Below are 21,978 nucleotides of genomic sequence, written 5' to 3'. Positions count from 1 at the left end.
CCGGGTAGGTTCGAGGAACAATCGTCGTGCACATCTCCCGTCTGGTTCTGGATCACTTCCGTTCCTGGGAGCATTGTGTCCTCGATCTGGAGCCTGGAGTCACCATTCTGGAGGGGCGCAACGGTCTGGGCAAGACCAACCTGGTCGAGGCCGTCGAGGTCCTGTCCACCGGCGGCAGCCATAGGACTTCATCTTCACTACCCCTGGTAGAACGTGGGCAGTCCAAGGCCACCATAAGGGCCAGGCTGGAGCAGGACGGGACCGCTACTGACTATGAGCTGACCATTGCCGCCAAGGGAGCCAACCGGGGAAGAATCAACGGCGGGCCTTCCCTCTATCAGCGTGACCTGGTGGGCCGGGTACCCTGCGTGACCTTCAGCCCTGAGGATCAGCTGATGGTCTCCGGAGAGCCGGCGGCCAGGCGGGCCGTGCTGGACCAGGCCGGCAGCCAGCTCGATGTCGACTACTTCCAGGTCCGGCAGGATTTTCGTCATGTGGCCAAGCAGCGCGCCGCCCTGCTCAAGCAGCTCTCCCAGGCGGGCTATGATCCGTCGGGTGATGGGCGTGACGCCGCCCTTTCCGGCCTTGAGGTCTGGACTGGGCAGTTTATTCGCACCGGGCTGGATCTGAGCCGACGACGAGCGGCTCTGGTAGAGGCTTTGGACCAGCCCTTCAGCGATTTGTATGGTCGGCTTGCAGGCCCTGATCAGGATGCTCGATTGACTTACCAGCCATCCCTGGAGGAAATCGGACCCGATAGGCAGACCGGTCCAGAGGTCGCCGAAGCCGTCAGCCGTCACTTTCAGCGGATCTACCCGGGAGAAGTAGCCCGGGGCACTAATCTGATCGGTCCTCAGCGCGATGATTTGGTCTTCACCCTCAACGGCATGCCTGCTCGGGAGTTCGCCTCCAACGGTGAGATGTGGACCCTGGCTCTGGCTTTGCGGCTGGCTCTGCTGCAGGTGGTCAAGGATCGTCGCGATCTGGAGCCTATCGTCATTCTGGATGATGTCTTCGCCCAGTTGGATCGGGGCCGTAGGGATCAGATTCTGGACTTTGCCCGTCAGCAGAGCCAGGTGCTGATCACCGTGGCCGCCGACAGCGATATTCCCTCCCTGCAGGGTGCCAGGCTGGTGGATGTGTCCCGACTGAGGCCTGTGCAGCCATCTGATCCGGCTGCCCAGGATCCAGCCATTGCCAGTGCCATGCAGGACCTGCGTCGAACCAGAGGGACGGCTCATGAGGACTCGGATATGCCGAATGGGCCGGAGGGGAACGACCTGTCATGAAGGCCCCCATGGTTGAGACTCTGCACCTGGATCAGCGTCGATTGCCGGCCCTGGTCTTCGAGGGCTGCACGCGCCGGGCGGCCACTCGTCGGCAGCGGGAGGACAACTCCCGTAAGGCCTGGTATGCATTTGGCAAGCCGGGCCGCGACCCAGCCAAACTGGGAGGTGTGGTGACCAGCCTTGCTGCTGGGAGCGGGTGGACCAGTCATCTGAAGGTTGCTCGGTTGCGCAACCAGTGGGACGGTGTAGTTGGACCCGGCATCGCCGCCCATTCGAGAGTGGTCTCCTACCAGGAGGGCGTGCTGATCATCCAGGCGCAGACCACGGTATGGGCCACTCAGCTGACCTACCTGGTTCCCCAGCTCAAAGCGACCATTGCCAAGCGGCTGGGCATGCCGGTCAGACAGATTCGGGTGACTGGCCCCCACAACTACAGCTTTCGCCGTTCGCGGTTCGATCCGCCCGGCCGAGGTGTGCGCGACACCTACGGGTGAACCCATAATCTGCGAATACCGTCTTCCCAGCTTTCTGTAAGCCTAAAGTCCCCTAGCGCTGGTATTCTATAGGTTATAGGGTCAAACGCTTCCAAGGCCCCTTTATGGACGATTTGGAACCTGGTGACCATGAGTCAATCCCCCGCTCGACCACGAACGGAAGCTGCTTTGTCGTCAGTGGCCGACGATGGGGGTGCAGAAAGGACTATCCGTGGCAGATCTCAATACTGACCCGTCCCGGACCCCGCAAGAGGGCCGGGAAAACGAGGAGGACAAGCCTCAGGATGATGGCATGACGGGCCAGGAGCAGCTGGATCAGCTGGACGATGCACAGCTGGATGATTCGCTTTCACCCGAGCACTATGATGCCAGCGATCTGAAGGTGCTTGAGGGGCTGGAGGCGGTCCGCGTCCGTCCCGGCATGTATATCGGGTCGACGGGTCCCAGAGGCCTGCACCATCTGGTCTACGAGATCGTCGACAACTCGGTCGACGAGGCTCTGGCCGGGTACGCTGACCATATTGAAGTCACCATCCTGCCCGACAACGGCATCCGTGTGGACGACAACGGTCGTGGCATCCCTGTGGACGAGGTGCCAGGCGAGGGCAAGAGCGGCGTCGAGGTGGTCATGACCAAGCTGCATGCCGGCGGCAAGTTCGGTGGCGGCGGCTACGCGGTCTCGGGCGGCCTGCACGGCGTGGGCATCTCCGTGGTGAACGCCCTGTCCACCCGTATCGACGTCCAGGTGCGTCGGCAGGGTTACCACTGGCATCAGAACTTCCGCAACCAGAAGCCAACCGCTCCCCTGTCCAAGGACCAGGCCATGGGGCCGGACGAGAGCACCGGCACCTCGGTGACCTTCTGGGCCGATCCCAAAATCTTCGAGACCACAGTCTATGACTTCGAGACTCTGCGCAGCCGTTTCCAGCAGATGGCCTTTCTCAACAAGGGCCTGCGGATTACCCTGACCGACCTGCGCCCCAACGACCAGACCGGCGACGAGGTGGCGGGCGAGGAGCAGACCCCGGAGCAGAAGGGCCAGTCCGTCAGCTACCAGTACGCCAACGGCATCAAGGACTATGTGGACTACCTGGTCAAGGTCAGGAAGGCCACGCCTGTGGAGGCCGAGGTCATCGACTTCGAAGCCGAGGACTTGAAGCTGGGCATCTCCGCCGAGGTGGCCATGCAGTGGACCACCGCCTACTCGGAGTCGGTGCACACCTTCGCCAACACCATCGCGACCACTGAGGGCGGCACCCACGAAGAGGGATTCCGCGCGGCTCTGACCAGCATGATCAACCGCTACGCCAGGGACAAGAACATCCTCAAAGACAAGGACGATAACCTCTCTGGCGACGACGTGCGCGAGGGGCTGACCGCTGTGGTTTCCGTCAAGTTGACCAACCCGCAGTTCGAAGGCCAGACCAAGACCAAGCTGGGCAACTCCGAGGCCAAGACCTTCGTCCAGCGGGTCATGACCGAAAGGTTGAGCGACTGGTTCGACGCCCACCCAGGCGAGGCCAAGGCCATCATCCAGAAGGCCATGGAGGCCTCCCGCGCCAGGATCGCGGCTAAGAAGGCCCGCGAGAACACCCGTCGTAAGTCCATCTTCGAGACGGCCGGCATGCCCGACAAGCTCAAGGACTGCCAGTCCAGCGACCCCGAAGAGTGTGAGCTGTTCATCGTGGAGGGTGACTCAGCAGGCGGCTCGGCCATACAGGGGCGCAACCCTATGACCCAGGCCATTTTGCCGCTGCGTGGCAAGATCCTCAATACGGAGCGGGCCAGCCTGGACCGCATGATGAAGTCCGACACCATCGAATCCCTGATTACCGCTGTAGGAGGGGGATACGGCGAGGATTTCAACATCGACAAAGTGCGCTACCACAAGGTCATCATCATGGCCGACGCCGATGTGGACGGCGCCCACATCGCCACCCTGAACCTGACCCTCTTCTTCCGCTACATGCGGCCCATGATCGAAGCCGGCTACGTCTACGTGGCCATGCCTCCGCTCTACCGGCTCAAGTGGACCAAGGGTCCCCACAGCTTCGTCTACACCGACGCCGAGCGCGACAGGGTTCTGGCCGAGGGCAAGGCCTCAGGTCGGCAGCTGCCCAAGGGCGAAGGGATCCAGCGCTACAAGGGTCTGGGCGAGATGAGCTACCAGGAGCTCTGGGAGACCACCATGGACCCGGAGCATCGCATCCTCAAGAAGATCCGCATCGATGACGCCGAGCAGGCCGACGAGACCTTCACCATGCTCATGGGTGACGAGGTCGAACCCCGGCGTCTGTTCATCCAGCGCAACGCCCACGACGCCCGCTTCATCGACGCCTGAGACGGACGCCTCCTCTTTTCACCATTTGAGCTAAGGATCAATTTTGGCAGACGATAACAACAACGACAACAGCCCGGACCAAGACGGCCTCAACCTGCCCGACGGGTCTCGAGAGCCGCTCAGCCCCCAGGAGATGGACAATACCGATTACGGCCTCCTTAAGGGTGAGCGGATTCAGCCCATTGACCTCCAGCAGGAGATGCGGGAATCATACCTGTCCTATGCCCTGTCCGTAATTGTGGAGCGGGCTCTGCCCGATGTCCGCGACGGCATGAAGCCGGTCCATCGCAGGGTCATCTACGCCATGTATGACGGCGGATACCGGCCCGACCGTGGCTACAACAAGTGCTCGCGCGTGGTGGGCGACGTCATGGGCAAGTACCACCCCCACGGCGATGCGGCCATCTATGACACCATCGTGCGCCTGGCCCAGTCCTGGTCCATGCGCTATCCGCTGGTGGACGGCCAGGGCAACTTCGGCTCCCCTGGCGATGATCCGGCTGCCGCCATGAGGTACACCGAGTGCCGCATGGCTCCCCTGGCCATGGAGATGGTGCGCGACATCGACAAGGATACGGTCGACTTCATACCCAACTACGATGGCAAGACCCAGGAGCCCACAGTTCTGCCCTCCCGCTTCCCCAACCTGCTGGTCAACGGATCAGCCGGCATCGCCGTGGGCATGGCCACCAACATTCCTCCGCATAACCTGCGCGAGGTATCCAAGGGCGTGCACTGGGCTCTAGAGCATCCCGAGGCCTCCAAGGAGGAGCTGCTCAATGCACTGATCGCCATCATCAAGGGGCCTGACTTCCCCACCGGTGCCACCATTCTTGGACACAAGGGCATTGAGCAGGCTTACCGGACCGGACGAGGCCTGATCACCATGCGGGCCGTGGTCAACACCGAGGAGATCCGCGGACGGATGTGCCTGGTGGTCACCGAGTTGCCCTACCAGGTCAACCCTGACCGGCTGGCCTCCTCCATCCGCGAGGCCGTGCGCGACGGCAAGATTCAGGGCATTGCCGACATGCGCGATGAGACCTCGGGCCGCACCGGCCAGCGCCTGGTCCTGGTGCTCAAGCGCGATGCCGTGCCCAAGGTGGTTCTTAACAACCTTTACAAGCACACCCAGCTTCAGCAGACCTTCGGGGCCAACATGCTGGCCCTGGTGGACGGAGTCCCCCGGACCCTGAGTCTGGATGCCTTCATCCGCCACTGGGTGGACCACCAGCTGGACGTGGTCGAGCGGCGCACCCGCTACCTGAAGCGCGAGGCCGAGGATCGCGACCATATCCTGCAGGGGTATCTGAAGGCCTTGGATATGATTGACCAGGTCATTGCCCTGATTCGCGCCTCCAAGGACGTGGAGACCGCACGCACTGGCCTGATGGAGCTGCTGGACGTGGACGAGGTCCAGGCCGATGCCATCCTGGCCATGCAGCTGCGTCGTCTGGCTGCCCTGGAACGGCAGAAGATCCTGGACGAGCACGAGGATCTCATGCGCAAGATCGCCGACTACAACGACATCCTGGCCCACCCCGAGCGGCAGCGCACCATCGTGGGTGATGAGCTGGACGAGATCGTCGACAAGTACGGCGACGAGCGGCGCACCCGGATCGTCCCCTACTCGGGTGAGATGAACGTGGAGGATCTGATTGCCGACGAGCAGGTTGTGGTCACCGTCACCCACTCCGGCTTCGTCAAGCGGACCAAGGCCGATGAGTACCGGGCCCAGCACCGCGGCGGCAAGGGCATCCGCGGAGCCAGGCTGCGTGAGGACGACGTGGTGGACCACTTCTTCCTGACCAGCACCCACAACTGGCTGCTCTTCTTCACCAACAAGGGCCGGGTGTACCGGCTTAAGGCCTATGAGCTGCCTGAAGGCTCCCGCGACTCCAAGGGACAGCATGTAGCCAACCTGCTTCAGTTGGGTCAAGGCGAGCGGATTGAACAGGTCCTTTCCCTGCACGGCTACGACGATGCGGACTATCTGGTATTGGCCACGCGGACGGGACGGGTCAAGAAGACCCGCCTGGACGAATATGATTCGCCCCGTCAGGGCGGTCTGATCGCCGTGCGACTGATGGAGCTGGGCACCGTCACCGACGAGGAGGGACAAGAGGTGCCCCAGAGCGATGAGTTGGTGGGTGCCGCACTCTGCAATGCCGATGACGAAATCATCCTGGTCTCCCGCAAGGGCATGAGCGTGCGATTCTCGGCGGACGACTCCACCCTGCGGCCCATGGGACGGCAGACCGCTGGTGTCCAGGGCATGCGGTTCCGCCCAGGCGACGAACTGCTGAGTATGGACGTGATCGCCAAGGAGTCTGAAGATGATCTGCTGGTGGTCACTGATGAGGGTTTTGCCAAGCGGACCGCTCTGAGTGAGTACCGCCTGCAGGGTCGCAACGGCTACGGTGTCAAGGCCATCGCCATGGTGGAGGGCCGGGGATCCCTGGTTGGTGCCCTGGTGGTGAATGAGGACGACCAGATCATGGCCATCATGAAGTCCGGCAAGGTCATCCGCTCCGATGTGGCCGAGGTCAAGCGGACCGGTCGCAACACCCAGGGAGTCACCCTGGCCAAGCCCGACAAGGGTGATGAGATTCTCTCCATCGCCCGCAATGCTGAACGTGACGACCAGGAAGAGGATGCCGATCAGACTGATCTGGCTCCCGCCGCTCCCTTGGCAGCCAAGGATCAGCCCATCGCCACCACCGGAACCGGCGACGGTCAGAGCCTGACCCAGGAGGATTGAGTTGGTCCGCTACCAGTCTGACAAGACTGGTAGCCTCGTAAGAAGTCATGCAGGCCCAGCGGCGGTATGCGCGGGCTATTGAACGCAAGGATCAAGGAGTGCCGATGAGCCAGGATGATCAGAAGCAGGTCAAGGCCGGCAAGCAGGGTGCTGGTAAGTCCCAAAAGGGGAAGACCAAGGCTGATGAATCCGCACAGGGCGAGTCCCGTCGAACTGCATCGGCCACTCCCCCGGCTCCTGCAGCCGGCAGGACGGCATCGGGACGTTCCGCAAGAACTACAGCTTCGGCTGCCGGTCCGGTCAAGGTATCCTCATCCCGTCCTGTTCGGCCTGCGGCTTCGGCTTCGGCGGCGCGTCCTCATGTGCCTCGGGCCCGACGCATGCAGCTGTCCCTGACCCGGTTGGAGCCCTGGTCGGTGGCCAAGGTCACCTTCCTGTTGGCCATCGCCGGGGGCATCATTCAGGTGGTGGCTGCTGCCCTGCTCTGGTTCCTGCTCAACGCCATGGGGCTCTTTGACAACCTGACTCAGGTCATCTCCAAAACGGGCCTGGACGCGGGCGGCTTCGATCTGGGCCAGGTGCTGAGCCTGGGGACGGTCCTGAGTTCGGTGACCATCTTCTCCATTTTCGAGATTGTCATAGTAGTGGTTCTGGTCACCATTTTCGCCTTCCTCTACAACCTGGTCAGTTCCTTGGTAGGCGGCATCCACGTGACCTTGGGCGACGACTGAGCTCCTGGTCGGCGCAGTCAATCGGTCGATAGGCCCGAGGGCGATTTAGACTGGATTTGTGCTCTCGACATACTTGGACTACTTCAGCGGCTCCTTTGGCATATCTCTGGTCTTTTGGCCCTTGGCCTCGCTGATTCTGACCCTGCCCATTCTTGCCCTGATCTACAACCGGTATCACCGGCTCCGGTTGACAGCAGCCATGGCGGCCTACCTGACTGTCTTATACCTGCTGGCCTTGGTCTTCTTCACCCTCTGGCCTATGCCCGACGACCGTGCCGCCTTCTGCGCCACCCATCATCTGAGCCCCCAGCTCAACCCCCTGCAGTTCCTGACCGATCTGAGCACAGGCGGTCGGATGGCCATGCTGCAGATCCTGCTCAATGTGGCCTTCTTCCTGCCCCTGGGCTTCATCATGGGTCGAGTCTTCCGCTGGCGCTTCATCCTGGCCCTGCCTGTAGCTCTCCTGGTCTCCCTCTTCATCGAAACGGCCCAGCTGACCGGGGTCTTCGGCATCGTCGGCTGTGCCTACCGCCTCTTCGACGTGGACGACCTGATTTGGAATACTTCTGGCGCAATAATCGGCTATCTGGTGGCCATGGTTGCCAACAAACTCATTCCCACCCGTCAGGCTGACGCCGCCCAGCTGGTCACCAACCCAGGGTTCATACACCGTGCCGTCTCCCTGGCTCTGGATCTGCTCCTGGCTACCATCCTGTCCATGTCCCTGGGGATGGGCGTGACCTATGCGGTCCATCGCCTGGGCACCTATCAACTGGATGGACACTACCGCTTTGGTGGGCTGCTGATCGCCCCCTCCACTCTGGACGTGTTCGGGACTGTGGTGGATCTGGTCATGCTGCTGATCTTCGAACTGCTTATCCCTCTGCCCCGTAGGGGACGGACGCTGGGCGCCACCTTCACCCACATGACCGTCGAGACCAAGCAGCGGCATGGCTGGTCCCGCTTCCTCTTCTATCTGTTCAGAACTGCGATTATCCTGGCTGTCTTTGGCCCATGGACCGGCAACGTTCAGATTGCAACGCGCATCCTGGCCCTGCTCCTGCTGGTCTTCTATCTGATCAAGCGGCAGATGCCCTACGACCTCTTGCCTGGGACAGCCTACCGGGAGGAAGACACAGGTGCAGAGGAATCCGCCGATGACCGACGGGGGTGAAGCCTGACCTCGGACAGGATGATGGCGGTGAAGATGATGGCGAAGCCCAGCAGATGGGTGGCTGTCAGCTCCTCGTGCAGGACTAGGACCGAGACCAGCATGCCGAATAAGCTCTCTGAACATAGGATTAGTGAACCTTGGGCGGCGGGGACCCTGGAAAAAGCGATGTTCTGGAAGTTCTGTGCCATGAGCGTCGAAATCAGTGTCAGATAAATCATTGAGCCCAAGGTCGATGGTGTGAAGTCGGCCGCACTGGGCAAGGGATCGAAGATCAGCGCGCAGACCAGGAAGAGGATACCGCCGAACAGTAGCTCCAGGTATGTCAGCGTGGGGGCATCGAACTTCTTGGTCAAAAACCCGGTGATCACCAGGTTGACCCCATAGAGCAGCGCGCCGGCCAGGGTCAGCAGGTCACCAGCGCTCAAAGACAGCCCCTGTCCCCCGCCATGGGCTGGCAGTGAGATCAGAGCCACACCCAGGATGCAGATGGCAGCCGCGACGAAGTGGCGCAGGGCCGGTCGTCGACGGGCCATGATCCAGACCAGGAAGGGCACAGAGATGCAGTAGGTGGCCGTCAGGAAGGAGTTGCGGCCCGGAGCGATGGTAGTCAGCCCCATCATCTGCAGGCTGAAGGCCGCCCAGTAGCTGACCCCCAGAATCAGCCCCGGTACCAAGGTGTGTATGGCCCCGGTTCTACGCAGCCGTGGCAGCAAAAAGGGTGTCATGATGGCAATGGCACAGAGGATGCGAATGCCCATCAGCCAGCGTACGGTCAGAGTCTCCATGGCAACCTTTTCGAAGGTGTATCCGGCTCCCCAGGCGGCTGCGGCCATCAGCAGCATCAGGCGGGCCAGCCAGGTGGAGGGTTTCCAGGATGAAGAGGGTGCGAAGGTAGACATGTTTCGACTCTAATCGTTCCCGTCCACAAGTGAGAATTGATTCGCAAGGCAAAAAGCGAACAGTTTAAACCATGCTTGTCCGAGTTCGGCTTCCGGCAAGCGCGGTCTGCCATGCGGACATCTCCGATATCATAGAAGAACGGTGATAACGGCGGCCATAGGTCTTTGGCCGACGGGGTAAGGAGTGTGCACCAGGATGATCAGAATCGCAGTGGTGGATGACGATTCCATCAGCTGTCGAACCATGGTCAATTACCTGAGCCGCTACCGCAAGGAACGTCAGGAGGAACTGACGGTCAGCGTTTTCACCGATGGCAAGGCTTTCGCAGATGGTTATCGGCCTGTGTATGACATCCTTCTTCTGGACATTCAGATGACCCCCATGGACGGGATTGAAGTGGCCCACAGGGTGCGTGCCCGTGACGAGTCGGTGGTCATCGTCTTCATAACTTCCGCCCCCCAGTACGCCATCAACGGCTATGAAGTGGGTGCCCTCTCCTACCTGCTCAAACCACTGCCCTGGTTCGCCTTCTCCCAGGAGCTGGACCGGTCCATCGCCCAGGTGCGCGGCCGCGTGGACCTGTCCATCCTGATTACCGAGGGCGCCCGATCCACCAGAATTCCCCTCAAGGACATCGTCTTCATCGAATCCGTCCGCCACAGCAGCGTCATCCACACCCTGGATTCCTCGCTGACCACGAACAGCACGCTGAAAAGTCTGGAGGGACAGCTGGATCAGCGGGGATTCTTTCGCTCCAACTCCTGCTACCTAGTCAATCTGGCCCATGTGACGGGCATGGAAGACCAGGACTGCATTATGTCCACCGGCCAACGGCTGCGGGTCAGCCGGCCCCGCAAGAAGTCCTTTATGACGGCCCTTACCGCTTACGTGGCAGGTCGATCATGACCACCACGCACATCCTCAATGCCCTGCCTGACATCCCCCGACTCTATACGGCCATCAGCGAGTGGCTGGGTTGCCTGGTCTATCTGTTGGCCATCGGACCGAGGATCTCCCGGTTGCGGATGGTGGCGGTCCTTCTGCCTGGTTTGGCTGTGCTGATCGTGGTTCAGTACTGGGCTGGCACCCTGCCCATCGCCTTCTGGATCATCAGCATGTGCCTGGCTGTGGTCTGCATGTACGCCATCATTATGCTGGCTTCAGGGTTGGGTGCGCTGGATGGGGCCTATCTGCTGGCCCGCGCCTTCGTCCTGGCTGAGCTGATAGCCTCCCTGCATTGGCAGCTGGACTCCTTCATGCGGCCATCCAGTCACAGCCTGTACGACCCAGCCTCACTGGTTTTGCTGGTGTTGATCTACGGCGGCGTAGGGCTGGTGGCTTGGGTGGCTGAGCGACGTAACTTTGCCGATGCCCAGCCTTCCGTGCCTGGCCGCAGCGTCTTCATAGCCGCGGTTATCGCAGTGGTCACCTTCGCCATGTCCAACCTGAGCTTTGTCTCCACCAATACCCCCTTCTCCGGTCGGGTTGGCCTGGAGGTCTTCTATATCCGCACTCTGGTGGACCTGTGCGGGTTCGCCATGCTCTACGCCCAGCAGGAGCAGCTGCGGGAAAGCCATACCAGCGCCGAGTTGGCCTCCATTAACGCCCGGGCTTACAGCCAGCATCGCGAGTACATGCGTTCCAAGGAGAATCTTGAGGCTATGGGTAGGCTTGCCCACGATCTCAAGCATCAAATCGCCGCCCTGCGCTCGCAGATGGACCCTGAGCGCAAGTCCCAGGACTTCGAGGAGCTGGAGGCTGCAGTCGGACGGTACGGGTCGCAGCAGCATACCGGCAACCCCATTCTGGACGTGGTCATGTCGACCAAGGAGCGCATCTGTTCCGAAGAGGGGATCACCTTGACCATGGTGGCCGATGGCTCGCTCCTGGAGGGGATGTCGCCCATGGATGTCTCTACTCTCTTTGGCAACGCCTTGGACAATGCCATTGAGGCGTTGAGAAAGGTCAAGGAACCCGACCGTCGCCTGATCAAGGTGGCTTTATACGCTCGAGGACAGTTCGTGGTGATTCGCATCGAAAACTACTTCGTCTCGCCTCTGAATTGGAAAGGCAATGGCGAGCTGGCCACCACGAAGACCAGGACCGACGATGGCCTGCATGGGTATGGTGTCAAGTCCATCCGGCACATAGCCCACCGCTACCAAGGGGAGATGACCCTACGTACCGAGCATCACTGGTTCAGCCTCTGCGTGCTCCTGCCGAGGGAGGGCGATCAGTTGAAGCCCATGGCGGCTTCGGCGGCTTTATAACCCAGGCGGATGGCCAGGCGGCCCGGTCTGCCCGGCATGTTGATCATCCGGCAGAGCAGGGTGGAGCGGACATCGGAGGCGATGGCAGGGGAGCGGTGCTCCAGCCTGCTCCAGAGCATGTCCTTGTTCCTGTAGTTGCTGGGCTTGCGAGAGAGGATCAGAAAGACCGAGGTCACCACGCAGTTGATGGACAAATAGTGGATCATATAACGATAAAGTCCACGGGGAACCGTCCCCGGGTCAGGCGTGGAATCCGCCATGAGCCCGTTGACCAGCAATAGTTGTGAAACTCGGGCGATCATAATCGAAGTCTGCACCGACTGGCCTTTGCGGCCGGTGTGATAGCGGTAGAAATTCGTGTCCAAGTAGAGCAGGGTATGCACCCAGGGCAGGGGCTGATAGGAGTAGATGAAGTCCACATAGTAGGTGTGCTCGGGCAGGCGGGTGTGGGCCTGACGGAGCACCTCGGTGCGCAGGATCAGGGCGTGCATGATCATGTACTGGGCCAGTCCGAACCGCCCTAGATGGTTCCAGTCCAGCACCCGCCCCGGGTCCATGACACTGCGGAAGTTGATGACCCGCTTATGCTTGCGGCCTTCTTTTTCATAGACGTAGTTGGTGACCACCATGTCCACAGGATTCGTACATCGCGATTGGTCGCGCAACTGGTCCAGGACCAGACTCAGCGATGTCGGGTCCACCCAGTCGTCGGCATCGACCACTTTGACGTAGCAGCCTCGGGCGGCTGCCAGGCCGGTGTTGACCGCGCCACCATGGCCCTTGTTGGTCTGGGTGATCAGACGGACGGTGTGCGGATGGCGTTCCTGGTATGACTGCACCACTTTCGCTGTGTCATCGGTGGATCCATCATCGATCACGATAACCTCCAGATCGTCCCTCTCCCGGCTCAGGAGCGAATCCAGGCAGGTCGGCAGATGCTGGGCCATGTTATAGGCGGGGACGATGAAGGTGAGAACGGGCGGGCTTGTGGAGGCCGGTCGGTCAGCTGTCATGAACGATCACTTCGCAAAAGAATGGGTCGGTGGGTATGTCGGCGGGTTTGCCGTACCCCCGCCGGCGGCCGTTGCGACCACTGTACATGATGGGTTTGAGGAAAAGGCCCCGCTCCTTTGGCTCCCGATGCATGCCGGTCCATTGGTAGCCGGGGGAGTGGGGCCGGAATTTTACTGGGTGCTCGCCTGGGATTCGGTGGGCTCCTGGCGGAAGATGACCTTGAAGATGGGGAAGAAGACCCAGAAGGAGATGGCCGAGTTGATGATCATGGTGACCAGATCGGCAACGGTGGTCCCAAGGCTGCCCCAGTTCAGAGTGTGCTGGAAGAAGCCGTAGATGGGGTCCTTGTACCAACCCTGCAGCGCCGCCGCGATGATGGTGATGATCACATAGGCCACCAGGTACCAGAAGGCCGCCTTCCAGACCGAGGAGTTGGACTTGAAGGTAATGTTGCGCTGGAGGAAGAAGTTGATGATCTGGGCAATCAGCAGGGTGATCTCAACCGCGAGGAAGTAGGCCAGGCCGCCCCCGCCGCCGTGGCCAATCGACCCGGCCGCATAGTCGAACAGGTAGTAGGGCTTGCCGCCGACAGTCCCCATGCGCCAGATTTGAAAGTTGGTGCCCACCAGGGAGGTGCCGTTGAAGATGGCCTTGAGCACGGGCATGAGCACCAGCTGCAGGACGGTGACCCCGTTGGACAGGATGAAGAAGACGATGAACTGGGCCAGGGTGGTGTGCCGGTCGCTAAACCGTTGCCACCAGCGGACAATCGCCCACTGTGAGGTCCTCGTCGCCTTCCCCTGAGTCGGCTGTCCGGCCTGCTGGCTGTGCTGATCACTCATGATTGAGCTCCTTTCCGGTCCGGCGGTTGGCGGACATGTTCCTGAAGAATCCGGCGATGAATCCGCCCAGTCCCCGCCATAGGTGGCCATTAGGAATGCGCACGATGGCCTCGACCATGGCCGTGTCAATCAGCCCGTTGGTCATCTTGGCCATGGCCCTGGGGGGCATGTTGAGCAGGAAGAGGGTGTTCAGGTCGGGGTTGCCGGTCTTGGTCTCGTGGCGGCTCTCGTTCTTGGCCAGGAAGTTGGCCACGAACCTGGCCAGGGCGCTTCTGGAGTCCTTCCAGGACGAGAGCGGATCGTTGATGCCGAAGGAGTTGACGATGCCCTGTCGAACCACCGGGTGACCGAAGAGTGCTGTCACTGCGGCATCGTCGACCTCCTTGACCCGGCCGGTCAGGTAGGCGCCCAGGGCAGGGTCGGGACTCTGCGGGTCGACGGTGCCCTGGACGGTTAGATGTCCGCTCAGCTCCATGCTGCGGGCGTCGGATCCGATCATGATGGTCCAGTCGCCGGACTCGACCTGCCATGAGTTGCTGGCTGTGTCGAAGTGCCGGAAGGTCGTCTGGTCGAAGTCGATACGGACACGGGTTGATTGACCGGCTTCCAGGCTGACTTTCTTGAAGCCTTTCAGCTCGCGGACCGGCCTGAGCACGCCACCCTTGGGCGCCTGGACGTAGAGCTGGGGAACGGTGGCCCCCTGCCTGTCCGAGTCATTGGTCAGGGTGAAGGTTGCTCCCTTGTCGTCCATGGATAGATCGGCATAGGTGAAGTGTGCGTAAGACAGGCCGTATCCGAAGGGGAAGCGTTCCTCTACGCCTGCAGTCAGGTAGTAACGGTAGCCGACGAATGGGCCCTCCCGGTAGATTGATTCGTGAGCAGGGTCGGGGTACCAGTCAGCGCTGGGGCAGTCGGCATAGGACTTGGGCCAGGTTTCCGCCAGGTGGCCGGAGGGGTTGACCCGGCCCGTCAGGATGTTCAGGGTGGCTGAGGCCCCAGCCTGCCCGGACAGTCCTATGTAGAGAACGGCATCGCATTGGTCGATCCAGTCGGTGGTGACGGGGGAGCCCGCCACCAGGACGACCACGAGTGGCTTGTCAGTCTCGCCTAGGGACTTGATCAGGTCGACTTGGTTGCTGGGAATGTCCATGTGGGAACGGTCCAGGCCCTCGGATTCGCTGCGCTCATCCAGGCCCACACAGGCGACGATCACGTCAGCCTGGCCAGCAGCATTCACGGCCTGGTCGATCAAAGATTGGTTCTTCTCGCCATGGCGTTCATATCCTTGACTGTAGGAGGCCAGCTCCAGGCCGTCGCCGTTGCCCTGCCTGAGCAGGTCCAGCATGCTCTCCTGCTTGGCCGCATTGACTTTTGAGGACCCAGATCCTTGGAACCTTGGAGTCTCGGCCATGTCGCCGACCAGGGCGACCCGTGTGCCGACGGCCAGTGGTAGGCGTCCCTTCCGATTGACCAGAAGAACGGCGGATCCCTCTGCGATGCTCCTTGCCATCTGATGGTGATCCCGTATCTGGTCTGCGGTCAGGTTCCCATCGGGGTCCATGTCGGAGTGATAGGTCAGCTTGGCCAGTCGCGCCACCTCTTCGGCCCGGGCGTTCAGGTCGGCTTCGTCCAGGCGGCCCTCCCGCACGGCCTTGGCTAACTGGCGGACGGAGTCGTATCCGGCCTGGGGCATCTCCAGGGAGGAACCATTGGCGGCTGCGGCGACTGCACTGTTGGAGCCGCCCCAATCCGAGACCACCATGCCGTCGAAGCCCCACTCCTTGCGCAGGATGTCCTTGAGCAGGTGGGGATTCTCGTTGGCATAGGTGCCGTTGACCATGTTGTAAGAGGTCATGATGGCCCAGGGATGAGCCTGGCGCACTGCAATCTCAAATCCTGTCAGATAGAGCTCGCGCATAGTGCGCTCGTCCACAACGGAGTCGGATGCCTGGCGGCGCAGCTCCTGGCTGTTCATGGCGAAATGCTTGGGGGTGGCGGCCACACCTTGGGACTGGATGCCTTCAATAAGGCCTGCAGCCATATGACCAGCCACCTGGGGGTCTTCAGAATAGTATTCAAAGTTTCTGCCACACAGGGGGTTGCGCTTGATGTTCATACCCGGACCCAGGACCATGTTGACGCCCAGGCTTCTGGCCTCGCTACCCAGCGCCTGGCCCATGGTCTTGGCCAGCTCCGGGTCCCATGAGCAGGCCACAGTGCCGGCTGTGGGAAAGCATGTGGCGGGCTTGGATTTGCCCATGCCCAGGTTGTCCCCTGATCCGGTCTGGCGGCGCAGGCCGTGCGGGCCGTCGCTCAGGACCATGCTCGGGATGCCCGCCCTCTTCAGGGCACGGGTCGCCCAAGTGGATTTTCCGGAGAGCAGCGATGCCCGTTCCAGAACTGTCAGATCCTCGACTTCCATGGTGTTCCCTCTCCACGACTTCTTCGGTGGCTAACCGGCCAGTCTCCCAGAGAGGTCAAGACCCGTGTCGAAATTCTCTTCAGGTTCAGAAAACACCGAAGTTTTCTGGTAAAGGCTCGGTTCTGCTTCGTTTGTATTATCGGTGTTTACACCTCCATGTGCAGCACTTTGAGACCAACCTGTTCAATTGGCCGCATAAATGGTCGTTGGTAGTGCCTTCTCTAACATCAAATACTGTTCTTTTGAGAGAAATTTTCAGCTATTTTTACTGGTTTTGCCAGATGTGCAGGCATGCAATCCTGCGTACCGCTTGAGTAATGGGGTTTCGGACTTGAGCAAGCCATTCCAAGCAACTATTGACGAGGATTAAGTAAGAACGCGAGTTGCCTGTATTATCTGGATCATCTGGGGATGCTTCGCTTTTGGAGTCTATTCCTATGCGGATTTTAATTGTTTACGATGCGGCTCATTACAAGCTATAAGACCGGAATATTCGTTTTCGTGCCTAATTCTAGGAGCTTGCTGTGAGAAAACTACTACACCAGCAGAATCGTTATGCGAATCCTCTATAGGTGCCAGCAGATTAGGGTGTCAAAGCGACAGGTTGTGCTTTTCCCAAAGATTGCTTGAAAAGTGATGGATATTCTGACCGTGTTCGAAACAACTGAGATGTTAGGGAACGTACAGGGCGATTCCTCATCGCTGATGACCGTCGTCGGTGCTTTCCCCAAGTGTCAATGAAGAGACTGCAAGGAGAAATCGTGGAATCGGAAAAACCAAAGAAACTGAAGATGAGCGGACGGACGTTCAAGCGAATATGGATCACCGTTATTGTGGTCATCTTAGCTTTGGCTGTGGCTTTGACCGTGGCCGGCAATTCTTTCGCCAGTGTGCTTGACAGTTACCTGGGTGGAGGCCACGTTGTTGTAAAGAAAGCCTCGGGTACTTCAGACTGGAACACCACTTACAACGCCAAGACCACCAATTCTATACAGGAGGCCAAGGCGAAAAGCGATGCCGTATCTCAGAAGGTAACCGATGAGGGCATCGTCATGTTGAAGAATGATGGTGTGCTCCCTTTGAAGGGGCAAAGTATCGTTTCGCCCTTCGGAGCGGGATACATGGATCCAGCCTATTCCGGTAGCGGGGCAGCGGCTACCACGGACAAGGAGATGATTACCTCAGAGCAAGGGCTCAAGCATTATTTCAAAGTGAATGATGCAACAGTGCAAGCCATGAAAGGAGCTAAGACTTCGTCGCCAGGTGCTGCGCCAGGCACCAGGGAGTTGAATGCGGACAAGAACTCGGTTCAAGCCATCATGGACAAGGGGAAGTCAGCCCATATCGATGAGTATGATCCCAGCATCTATACGCCACTTGCTGACAAGGTCAAGGACACAACGGGCATAGTTTTCATCAAGCGTTCAGGTTCCGAAGGAATCGACAAACGCACGCAGGGGTATGACGATGGAACTCCACATTATCTGGCTTTGACTGCAGCGGAGAAGAACACGATCAAGTTTGCCAAGGATCACTGCGCAGCGGTTATTGTGGTGCTCAACAGTGCGAATCCTATGGAGCTGACCCCAATTATGGGTGGAGAATTTGAGGCTGATGCCATTGTATGGACCGGCACCACTGGCTCGCGTGGGTTTGAATCACTCGGCAGGATACTGAGCGGAAAGGTTAATCCTTCCGGTCGCTTGACAGACACTTATCCAACCGATTTCACCAAAGATCCGACCTTTGCCAATTTTGGTGAATACCATTACACCAACACTAAGGTCAAGGATCAATCGGTCTTGGGTGATTTCATGCCTGGAGCCAACCGCGGCACCATCGATCGCCCTTATGTCGAATATGAAGAGGGCATATACGTCGGCTATCGCTATTATGAGACGGCCAGTGTCGAAGATCCCGATTTCACATACGGCAGGCTGAATGAAAACGGCGGCATCGCCCAGCCTGGCGCTGTGGCCTATCCTTTCGGTTACGGGATGAGCTACACCTCTTTTGATCGTTTGCTCAAGAATGTTCAGGTGTCCGATGGGAAGGTGGAAGCCACTGTCGAAGTAAGGAACACTGGCAAGGTAGCTGGCAAGGATACCGTCCAGCTGTACTACACAGCTCCCTACACCGACTATGACAGGAGCAATCATGTGGAGAAGTCTGCCACTGAATTGGGCGCCTTCGCCAAAACCAAGCTTCTGCAGCCTGGTGCTGGACAGGAGATCAAACTGAAGTTCTCTGAGGACGATATGGCTTCCTACGACTACCACCATAAGAATCATGACGGTTCCACCGGTGCCTATCTTCTGGAGGCCGGGAATTATGCCCTGCAACTCAAGAACAATTCTCATGATGTCCTGGACACCTACCAGTTCAATGTTGCCAATACACAGTTCTACGAAGGCAACAATCCACGGCAGTCCGACAAGGATGCACAATCCAAGCTCAACGACAAGGGTGAACCGACGGGCAAGCCTGAGCAGAAGGCCGGATTCAAGGCGCCCAGCAACCGCTTCCAGACCCTGAACGCCTACATGGATGAACAGGGTGTCACTCAGCTTTCACGTAGCAACTGGAAGGGAACCTTCCCAACAGCCCCGGAGGGACGCAAGGGTGTGGCTCCGAAGGTTGCTCTGGATGAATTCTCTTGGTTTGACAAGTTCGACCCTGATACTGATAAGGTTCTGGGCAATGACAAGGCCAGCAAGGTCTACCAAGATAAGGAGCCCAATTCCAAAGCCAAGCATGATCTGGCTCTGATCGACCTGCGTGGCGAGGATTACAACAGCAAGAAGTGGGACCAATTGCTGGACCAGATCGATTGGCAAGGTGACAAGAAGAGTATCACTGAGGTTCTTTTCAAGGCTGCCTACCAAACCGCTGCGATTCCGTCTATCGACAAGCCTGCAACTGTGGATAAGGACGGTGCCATGGGATGGAGCATCAAGGGTGCTTCATCCTGGGCAGGCGCCAATGTCATAGCCTCCACTTGGAACGTAAATCTTCTGAAGGAGATGGGGGAGGCCTTGGGCGAGGAGGGTCTGCAGTCAGGCCTGAACGCTTGGTATGCTCCTGGAGTCAATACTCACCGGTCTCCCTTCAGCGGTCGTGTCTACGAGTACTACTCTGAAGATGGCCTCCTGTCTGGGAAACTGGCTGCGGCCTCGATAAGCGGGGCTGGCAACAAGGGCATCTTCAGCTACTTGAAGCATTTTGCTCTCAACGAGCAGGAGACTTTCCGCGATATGTACCTGGCTACTTGGGCTAATGAGCAAGCAGTGCGCGAGATCTATTTGAAGCCCTTTGAAATTGCCGTCAAGGAGGCTAGGAGCACTGAGAAGTACATTGGTGACAGCAAGGGAACGATGACAACCAAGGTCATTCGTTCGGCTACGGGCATCATGTCTTCTCAGAACAGCATCGGTGGTGTGATCGGGTTTGCGCATCGTGGTCTGCTAACCGATGTGCTCCGCGGCGAGTGGGGTTTCCAAGGCGCAGTAATCACGGATCTTTATCCAACTAAGCAGCATCAGCTGCGCGATATGACCCTTCGCGCAGGTAACGATCTCTTCATGAATCAGATGGAGAACGCTGCACAGGATTACGACAGCCCGACCGCCCGGATGGCCATGAGGAGGGCCCTACACAACATCGGCTACGCCACAGTGAATTCAAATGCTATGAATGGAATCACTCCAAGGTCACGGCTGGGGTATTCCATGAGTCCTTGGAAGAAACTGCTCTATGGAATCGATGTGGCCATCGTAGTTGTGGCCGCGCTCCTCATCTTCTGGATCGTGCAGCGGGGACGTGATGAAAAAGCCAACCCGGACCGTTACAAGAAGCCGAAGAGCCGCAAAAAGGTCAAAGCGTAATGGTGTAAGGGTTCAGAATCCAAGGATCCACATCTGATCTATCAGTGGGTCCAAGCCCAATTGGGGCAACTGTGATTCAAGGTTGCCCCATTTTTATGCTTGGCTGCCTATGACGCTGACCGTAAAGTTAGGCAGCATGTATTTTCCAAGAATTGTGGGGCTTCAATGGGTGGAACTGTTCAAATATTAGAAGGTTCATGGAGATCTTATTGATGTCGTCGATACCTGCAACCTTCTGAGGAAAAAAGTGCTTAATGGCGGGCTTGGTGGGCGGTATAGAACTGTTACTTTGGCGCTGCAGTCGTTTCCTTGACTGGTGTTGTGGGACTAACTAGGACTGCTCTCTTGCACGTTTTGTTGTTCGAATGAGAGATTCGTGTGGTCTGTTTTCCGATAGAATTCCATTATGGCCCAAGGCAGAAGCTGTGTTCATCCTCAGTGTTCCACGCATTCACGTTTGTATTGGACGTGGATTAGAGGTACACGCCTTGTCTTCTCGATGAATCCAGCTCCTCGCCGTACCCCTATTATCCTTTACCTCCATGGTGGCCCGGGCGATGCCTGCATTCCACTCACCATGCGCTACAACGCGGCCTTGGAGCGCGATTTCCGCTTCATCAACCTGGACCAGCGGGGCAGCGGTCTGTCCTATCATCCTTTTGCCCCTGGCGAGGCGGTGACCATCGATTCGATGGTCGAAGATGTTCACCAGTTTGTGCTAAAGCTTCTTCGAGCCTACGAGCAGGATTCTCTGATTCTCATCGGTCATTCCTGGGGTAGCGTCCTAGGGCTGGAGATGGTGAAGCGCTATCCCTCGCTTGTTCGTTGCTACATCGGCCTTGGGCAGGTTGTCAGCATGCGCGCTGCTCTTCGGCTAAGACGGCATTGGGGGCAACGGAATTTGGGCCCCCGGCTCGGTTCGGTCGTCAGCAGGGAGAGCGGAACCGCTGACATGGTGCTGATGATCAATGAGTTGCTGTCTCGTGGCGGGGCTGCCATGCTGTTCGGATCCCTGAGACGGATCATGACTTACCTGCGCTCGCCCTATTACAACTGGTCGCGTCTGCTCAACCACGCCAAGGGGGTGGCTCAATCCCGCGCTCGCTTGGATGCTGAGCTGGAGCAGGTTGATTTCAGCAGGCAGACTTCTTTCGGGGCACCGGTATATTTCATCAGCGGCAAGTATGACCGTCACCTGCCAGGCACTCTGGTTGAGCGGTTTGCAGATGGGTTGAAGAGCCCACATCGGTTTATCCGCTTTGACCGGTCAGGACACTGCCCGCAGTGGGATGAACCAGAACGGTTCACAGCAACGGTTAAAGCCATCTGCCTGTAACGCTTTATTGATAAGCAAGGGTTGCTCTGCCGCTTGTACCCATTCGCATGGTGGAAATACATGCTGCGCGCGACGAAAACTACTAATATGAGCCATTGGAAGATATTGGTTTGAGCCTCGCTGGAGAGTGTGCGGGGTTCCTGGATTGACGAAGGTCGATGAAACGGGGACTATGTCGATGGAAATCGACACGCCGTAGAATCCCCGGAATCATTGGGTTCCTTCGATATTTTCCCATGCCAATTTGCGGGACAACGTAACTTCGTGTAAGTTTACTTCTTGCTGCCCGGCAGTGATGAGAACTCTTCGGAGGGCTTGGAGCTGTTGGTGTGGTGGTGGTTTGAGAACTCAAGAGCGTGTTTGTGCTACTTATAGCTTTTTGATTGCCAGTCCGATGCCTTCCCCTGTTGTGGGGTTTCGTGGGAGCGTGTAATTGGTGTCGGGGTTTTTCGTGGGTTGGTTTCCTCCTTATGGAAGCTGGCCCGTCAATTATTGATGTGGGCTGTTTCGGCCTTCTTCA

The 21,978-nt window shown here is 58.8% G+C and carries 14 protein-coding genes; 10 read left to right on the top strand and 4 right to left on the bottom strand.

All coding sequences use genetic code 11. The features are described 5' to 3' along the window. Positions 1 to 26 precede the first annotated feature (26 nt). From recF to H3T93_RS04225, 6 genes are all read left to right on the top strand, one after another. Positions 27 to 1,289, top strand: a complete 1,263-nt coding sequence (gene recF / locus H3T93_RS04250; protein WP_144177963.1) for a DNA replication/repair protein RecF — start codon at positions 27 to 29, stop codon at positions 1,287 to 1,289. Between the two features lie 8 nt (positions 1,290 to 1,297). Beyond that, entirely contained in the window at positions 1,298 to 1,783 is a 486-nt protein-coding gene (locus H3T93_RS04245; RefSeq protein WP_390895321.1) for a DUF721 domain-containing protein, read from the top strand. Positions 1,784 to 2,075: 292 nt separating this feature from the next. After that, positions 2,076 to 4,124, top strand: a complete 2,049-nt coding sequence (gene gyrB, locus H3T93_RS04240; protein WP_186363958.1) for a DNA topoisomerase (ATP-hydrolyzing) subunit B — start codon at positions 2,076 to 2,078, stop codon at positions 4,122 to 4,124. Positions 4,125 to 4,257: 133 nt separating this feature from the next. Beyond that, positions 4,258 to 6,885 carry a DNA gyrase subunit A gene (gyrA, locus tag H3T93_RS04235; protein ID WP_411675002.1) on the top strand — a complete coding sequence of 876 codons (2,628 nt, stop codon included), beginning with the start codon at positions 4,258 to 4,260 and terminating at the stop codon, positions 6,883 to 6,885. A 104-nt stretch (positions 6,886 to 6,989) separates the two neighbouring features. Continuing rightward, positions 6,990 to 7,616, top strand: a complete 627-nt coding sequence (locus H3T93_RS04230) for a DUF3566 domain-containing protein (RefSeq protein ID WP_110424635.1) — start codon at positions 6,990 to 6,992, stop codon at positions 7,614 to 7,616. 58 nt (positions 7,617 to 7,674) lie between these two features. Then, positions 7,675 to 8,790 (top strand): VanZ family protein, encoded by a 1,116-nt coding sequence (locus H3T93_RS04225; protein WP_144177967.1) that lies wholly within the window; start codon positions 7,675 to 7,677, stop codon positions 8,788 to 8,790. On the opposite strand, the gene H3T93_RS04220 is transcribed toward H3T93_RS04225, so the two are convergent. After that, a complete protein-coding gene (locus H3T93_RS04220; RefSeq protein ID WP_144177969.1) occupies positions 8,736 to 9,689 on the bottom strand; it encodes a DMT family transporter in 954 nt (317 codons plus the stop codon). The genes H3T93_RS04225 and H3T93_RS04220 overlap by 55 nt on opposite strands. 196 nt (positions 9,690 to 9,885) lie before the next feature. Between H3T93_RS04220 and H3T93_RS04215 the strand changes: the two genes are divergently transcribed. After that, a complete protein-coding gene (locus tag H3T93_RS04215; protein ID WP_144177971.1) occupies positions 9,886 to 10,596 on the top strand; it encodes a LytR/AlgR family response regulator transcription factor in 711 nt (236 codons plus the stop codon). Then, positions 10,593 to 11,960, top strand: a complete 1,368-nt coding sequence (locus H3T93_RS04210) for a sensor histidine kinase (RefSeq protein ID WP_144177973.1) — start codon at positions 10,593 to 10,595, stop codon at positions 11,958 to 11,960. Before H3T93_RS04215 ends, H3T93_RS04210 begins: the two co-directional genes overlap by 4 nt. Here the strand turns inward: H3T93_RS04210 and H3T93_RS04205 are convergent. The 3 genes from H3T93_RS04205 to H3T93_RS04195 form a co-directional block, all read right to left on the bottom strand. Then, positions 11,924 to 12,973, bottom strand: coding sequence for a glycosyltransferase family 2 protein (locus H3T93_RS04205; protein ID WP_144177975.1), 1,050 nt, complete (start codon positions 12,971 to 12,973; stop codon positions 11,924 to 11,926). The two genes, H3T93_RS04210 and H3T93_RS04205, sit on opposite strands and share 37 nt — an antisense overlap. Before the next feature lie 171 nt (positions 12,974 to 13,144). Further along, complete coding sequence (locus tag H3T93_RS04200; RefSeq protein ID WP_198207789.1) at positions 13,145 to 13,816, bottom strand: hypothetical protein; 672 nt, start codon at positions 13,814 to 13,816, stop codon at positions 13,145 to 13,147. Then, complete coding sequence (locus H3T93_RS04195; protein ID WP_144177976.1) at positions 13,809 to 16,238, bottom strand: glycoside hydrolase family 3 C-terminal domain-containing protein; 2,430 nt, start codon at positions 16,236 to 16,238, stop codon at positions 13,809 to 13,811. The genes H3T93_RS04200 and H3T93_RS04195 overlap by 8 nt, the downstream gene beginning before the upstream one ends. A 791-nt stretch (positions 16,239 to 17,029) precedes the next feature. Between H3T93_RS04195 and H3T93_RS04190 the strand changes: the two genes are divergently transcribed. Beyond that, positions 17,030 to 20,122 (top strand): glycoside hydrolase family 3 C-terminal domain-containing protein, encoded by a 3,093-nt coding sequence (locus tag H3T93_RS04190; RefSeq protein WP_186363948.1) that lies wholly within the window; start codon positions 17,030 to 17,032, stop codon positions 20,120 to 20,122. A gap of 499 nt (positions 20,123 to 20,621) precedes the next feature. Beyond that, positions 20,622 to 21,458, top strand: a complete 837-nt coding sequence (locus H3T93_RS04185) for an alpha/beta fold hydrolase (RefSeq protein ID WP_186363949.1) — start codon at positions 20,622 to 20,624, stop codon at positions 21,456 to 21,458. Positions 21,459 to 21,978 lie beyond the last annotated feature (520 nt).

Source organism: Bifidobacterium sp. M0404 (assembly GCF_016101415.1).
In the GTDB taxonomy this organism is placed as follows: domain Bacteria; phylum Actinomycetota; class Actinomycetes; order Actinomycetales; family Bifidobacteriaceae; genus Bombiscardovia; species Bombiscardovia polysaccharolytica.
This window is presented reverse-complemented; position numbering and strand designations above follow the sequence as displayed.

Coding starts and splice junctions, on each gene's coding strand:
- H3T93_RS04220 (WP_144177969.1), bottom strand. CDS start 9,689: ATGTCTACCTTCGCACCCTCTTCATCCTGGAAACCCTCCACCTGGCTG.
- gyrB (WP_186363958.1), top strand. CDS start 2,076: ATGACGGGCCAGGAGCAGCTGGATCAGCTGGACGATGCACAGCTGGAT.
- H3T93_RS04190 (WP_186363948.1), top strand. CDS start 17,030: ATGAGCGGACGGACGTTCAAGCGAATATGGATCACCGTTATTGTGGTC.
- H3T93_RS04230 (WP_110424635.1), top strand. CDS start 6,990: ATGAGCCAGGATGATCAGAAGCAGGTCAAGGCCGGCAAGCAGGGTGCT.
- gyrA (WP_411675002.1), top strand. CDS start 4,258: ATGGACAATACCGATTACGGCCTCCTTAAGGGTGAGCGGATTCAGCCC.
- H3T93_RS04205 (WP_144177975.1), bottom strand. CDS start 12,973: ATGACAGCTGACCGACCGGCCTCCACAAGCCCGCCCGTTCTCACCTTC.
- H3T93_RS04185 (WP_186363949.1), top strand. CDS start 20,622: ATGAATCCAGCTCCTCGCCGTACCCCTATTATCCTTTACCTCCATGGT.
- H3T93_RS04195 (WP_144177976.1), bottom strand. CDS start 16,238: ATGGAAGTCGAGGATCTGACAGTTCTGGAACGGGCATCGCTGCTCTCC.
- H3T93_RS04215 (WP_144177971.1), top strand. CDS start 9,886: ATGATCAGAATCGCAGTGGTGGATGACGATTCCATCAGCTGTCGAACC.
- H3T93_RS04245 (WP_390895321.1), top strand. CDS start 1,298: ATGGTTGAGACTCTGCACCTGGATCAGCGTCGATTGCCGGCCCTGGTC.
- H3T93_RS04200 (WP_198207789.1), bottom strand. CDS start 13,816: ATGAGTGATCAGCACAGCCAGCAGGCCGGACAGCCGACTCAGGGGAAG.
- H3T93_RS04210 (WP_144177973.1), top strand. CDS start 10,593: ATGACCACCACGCACATCCTCAATGCCCTGCCTGACATCCCCCGACTC.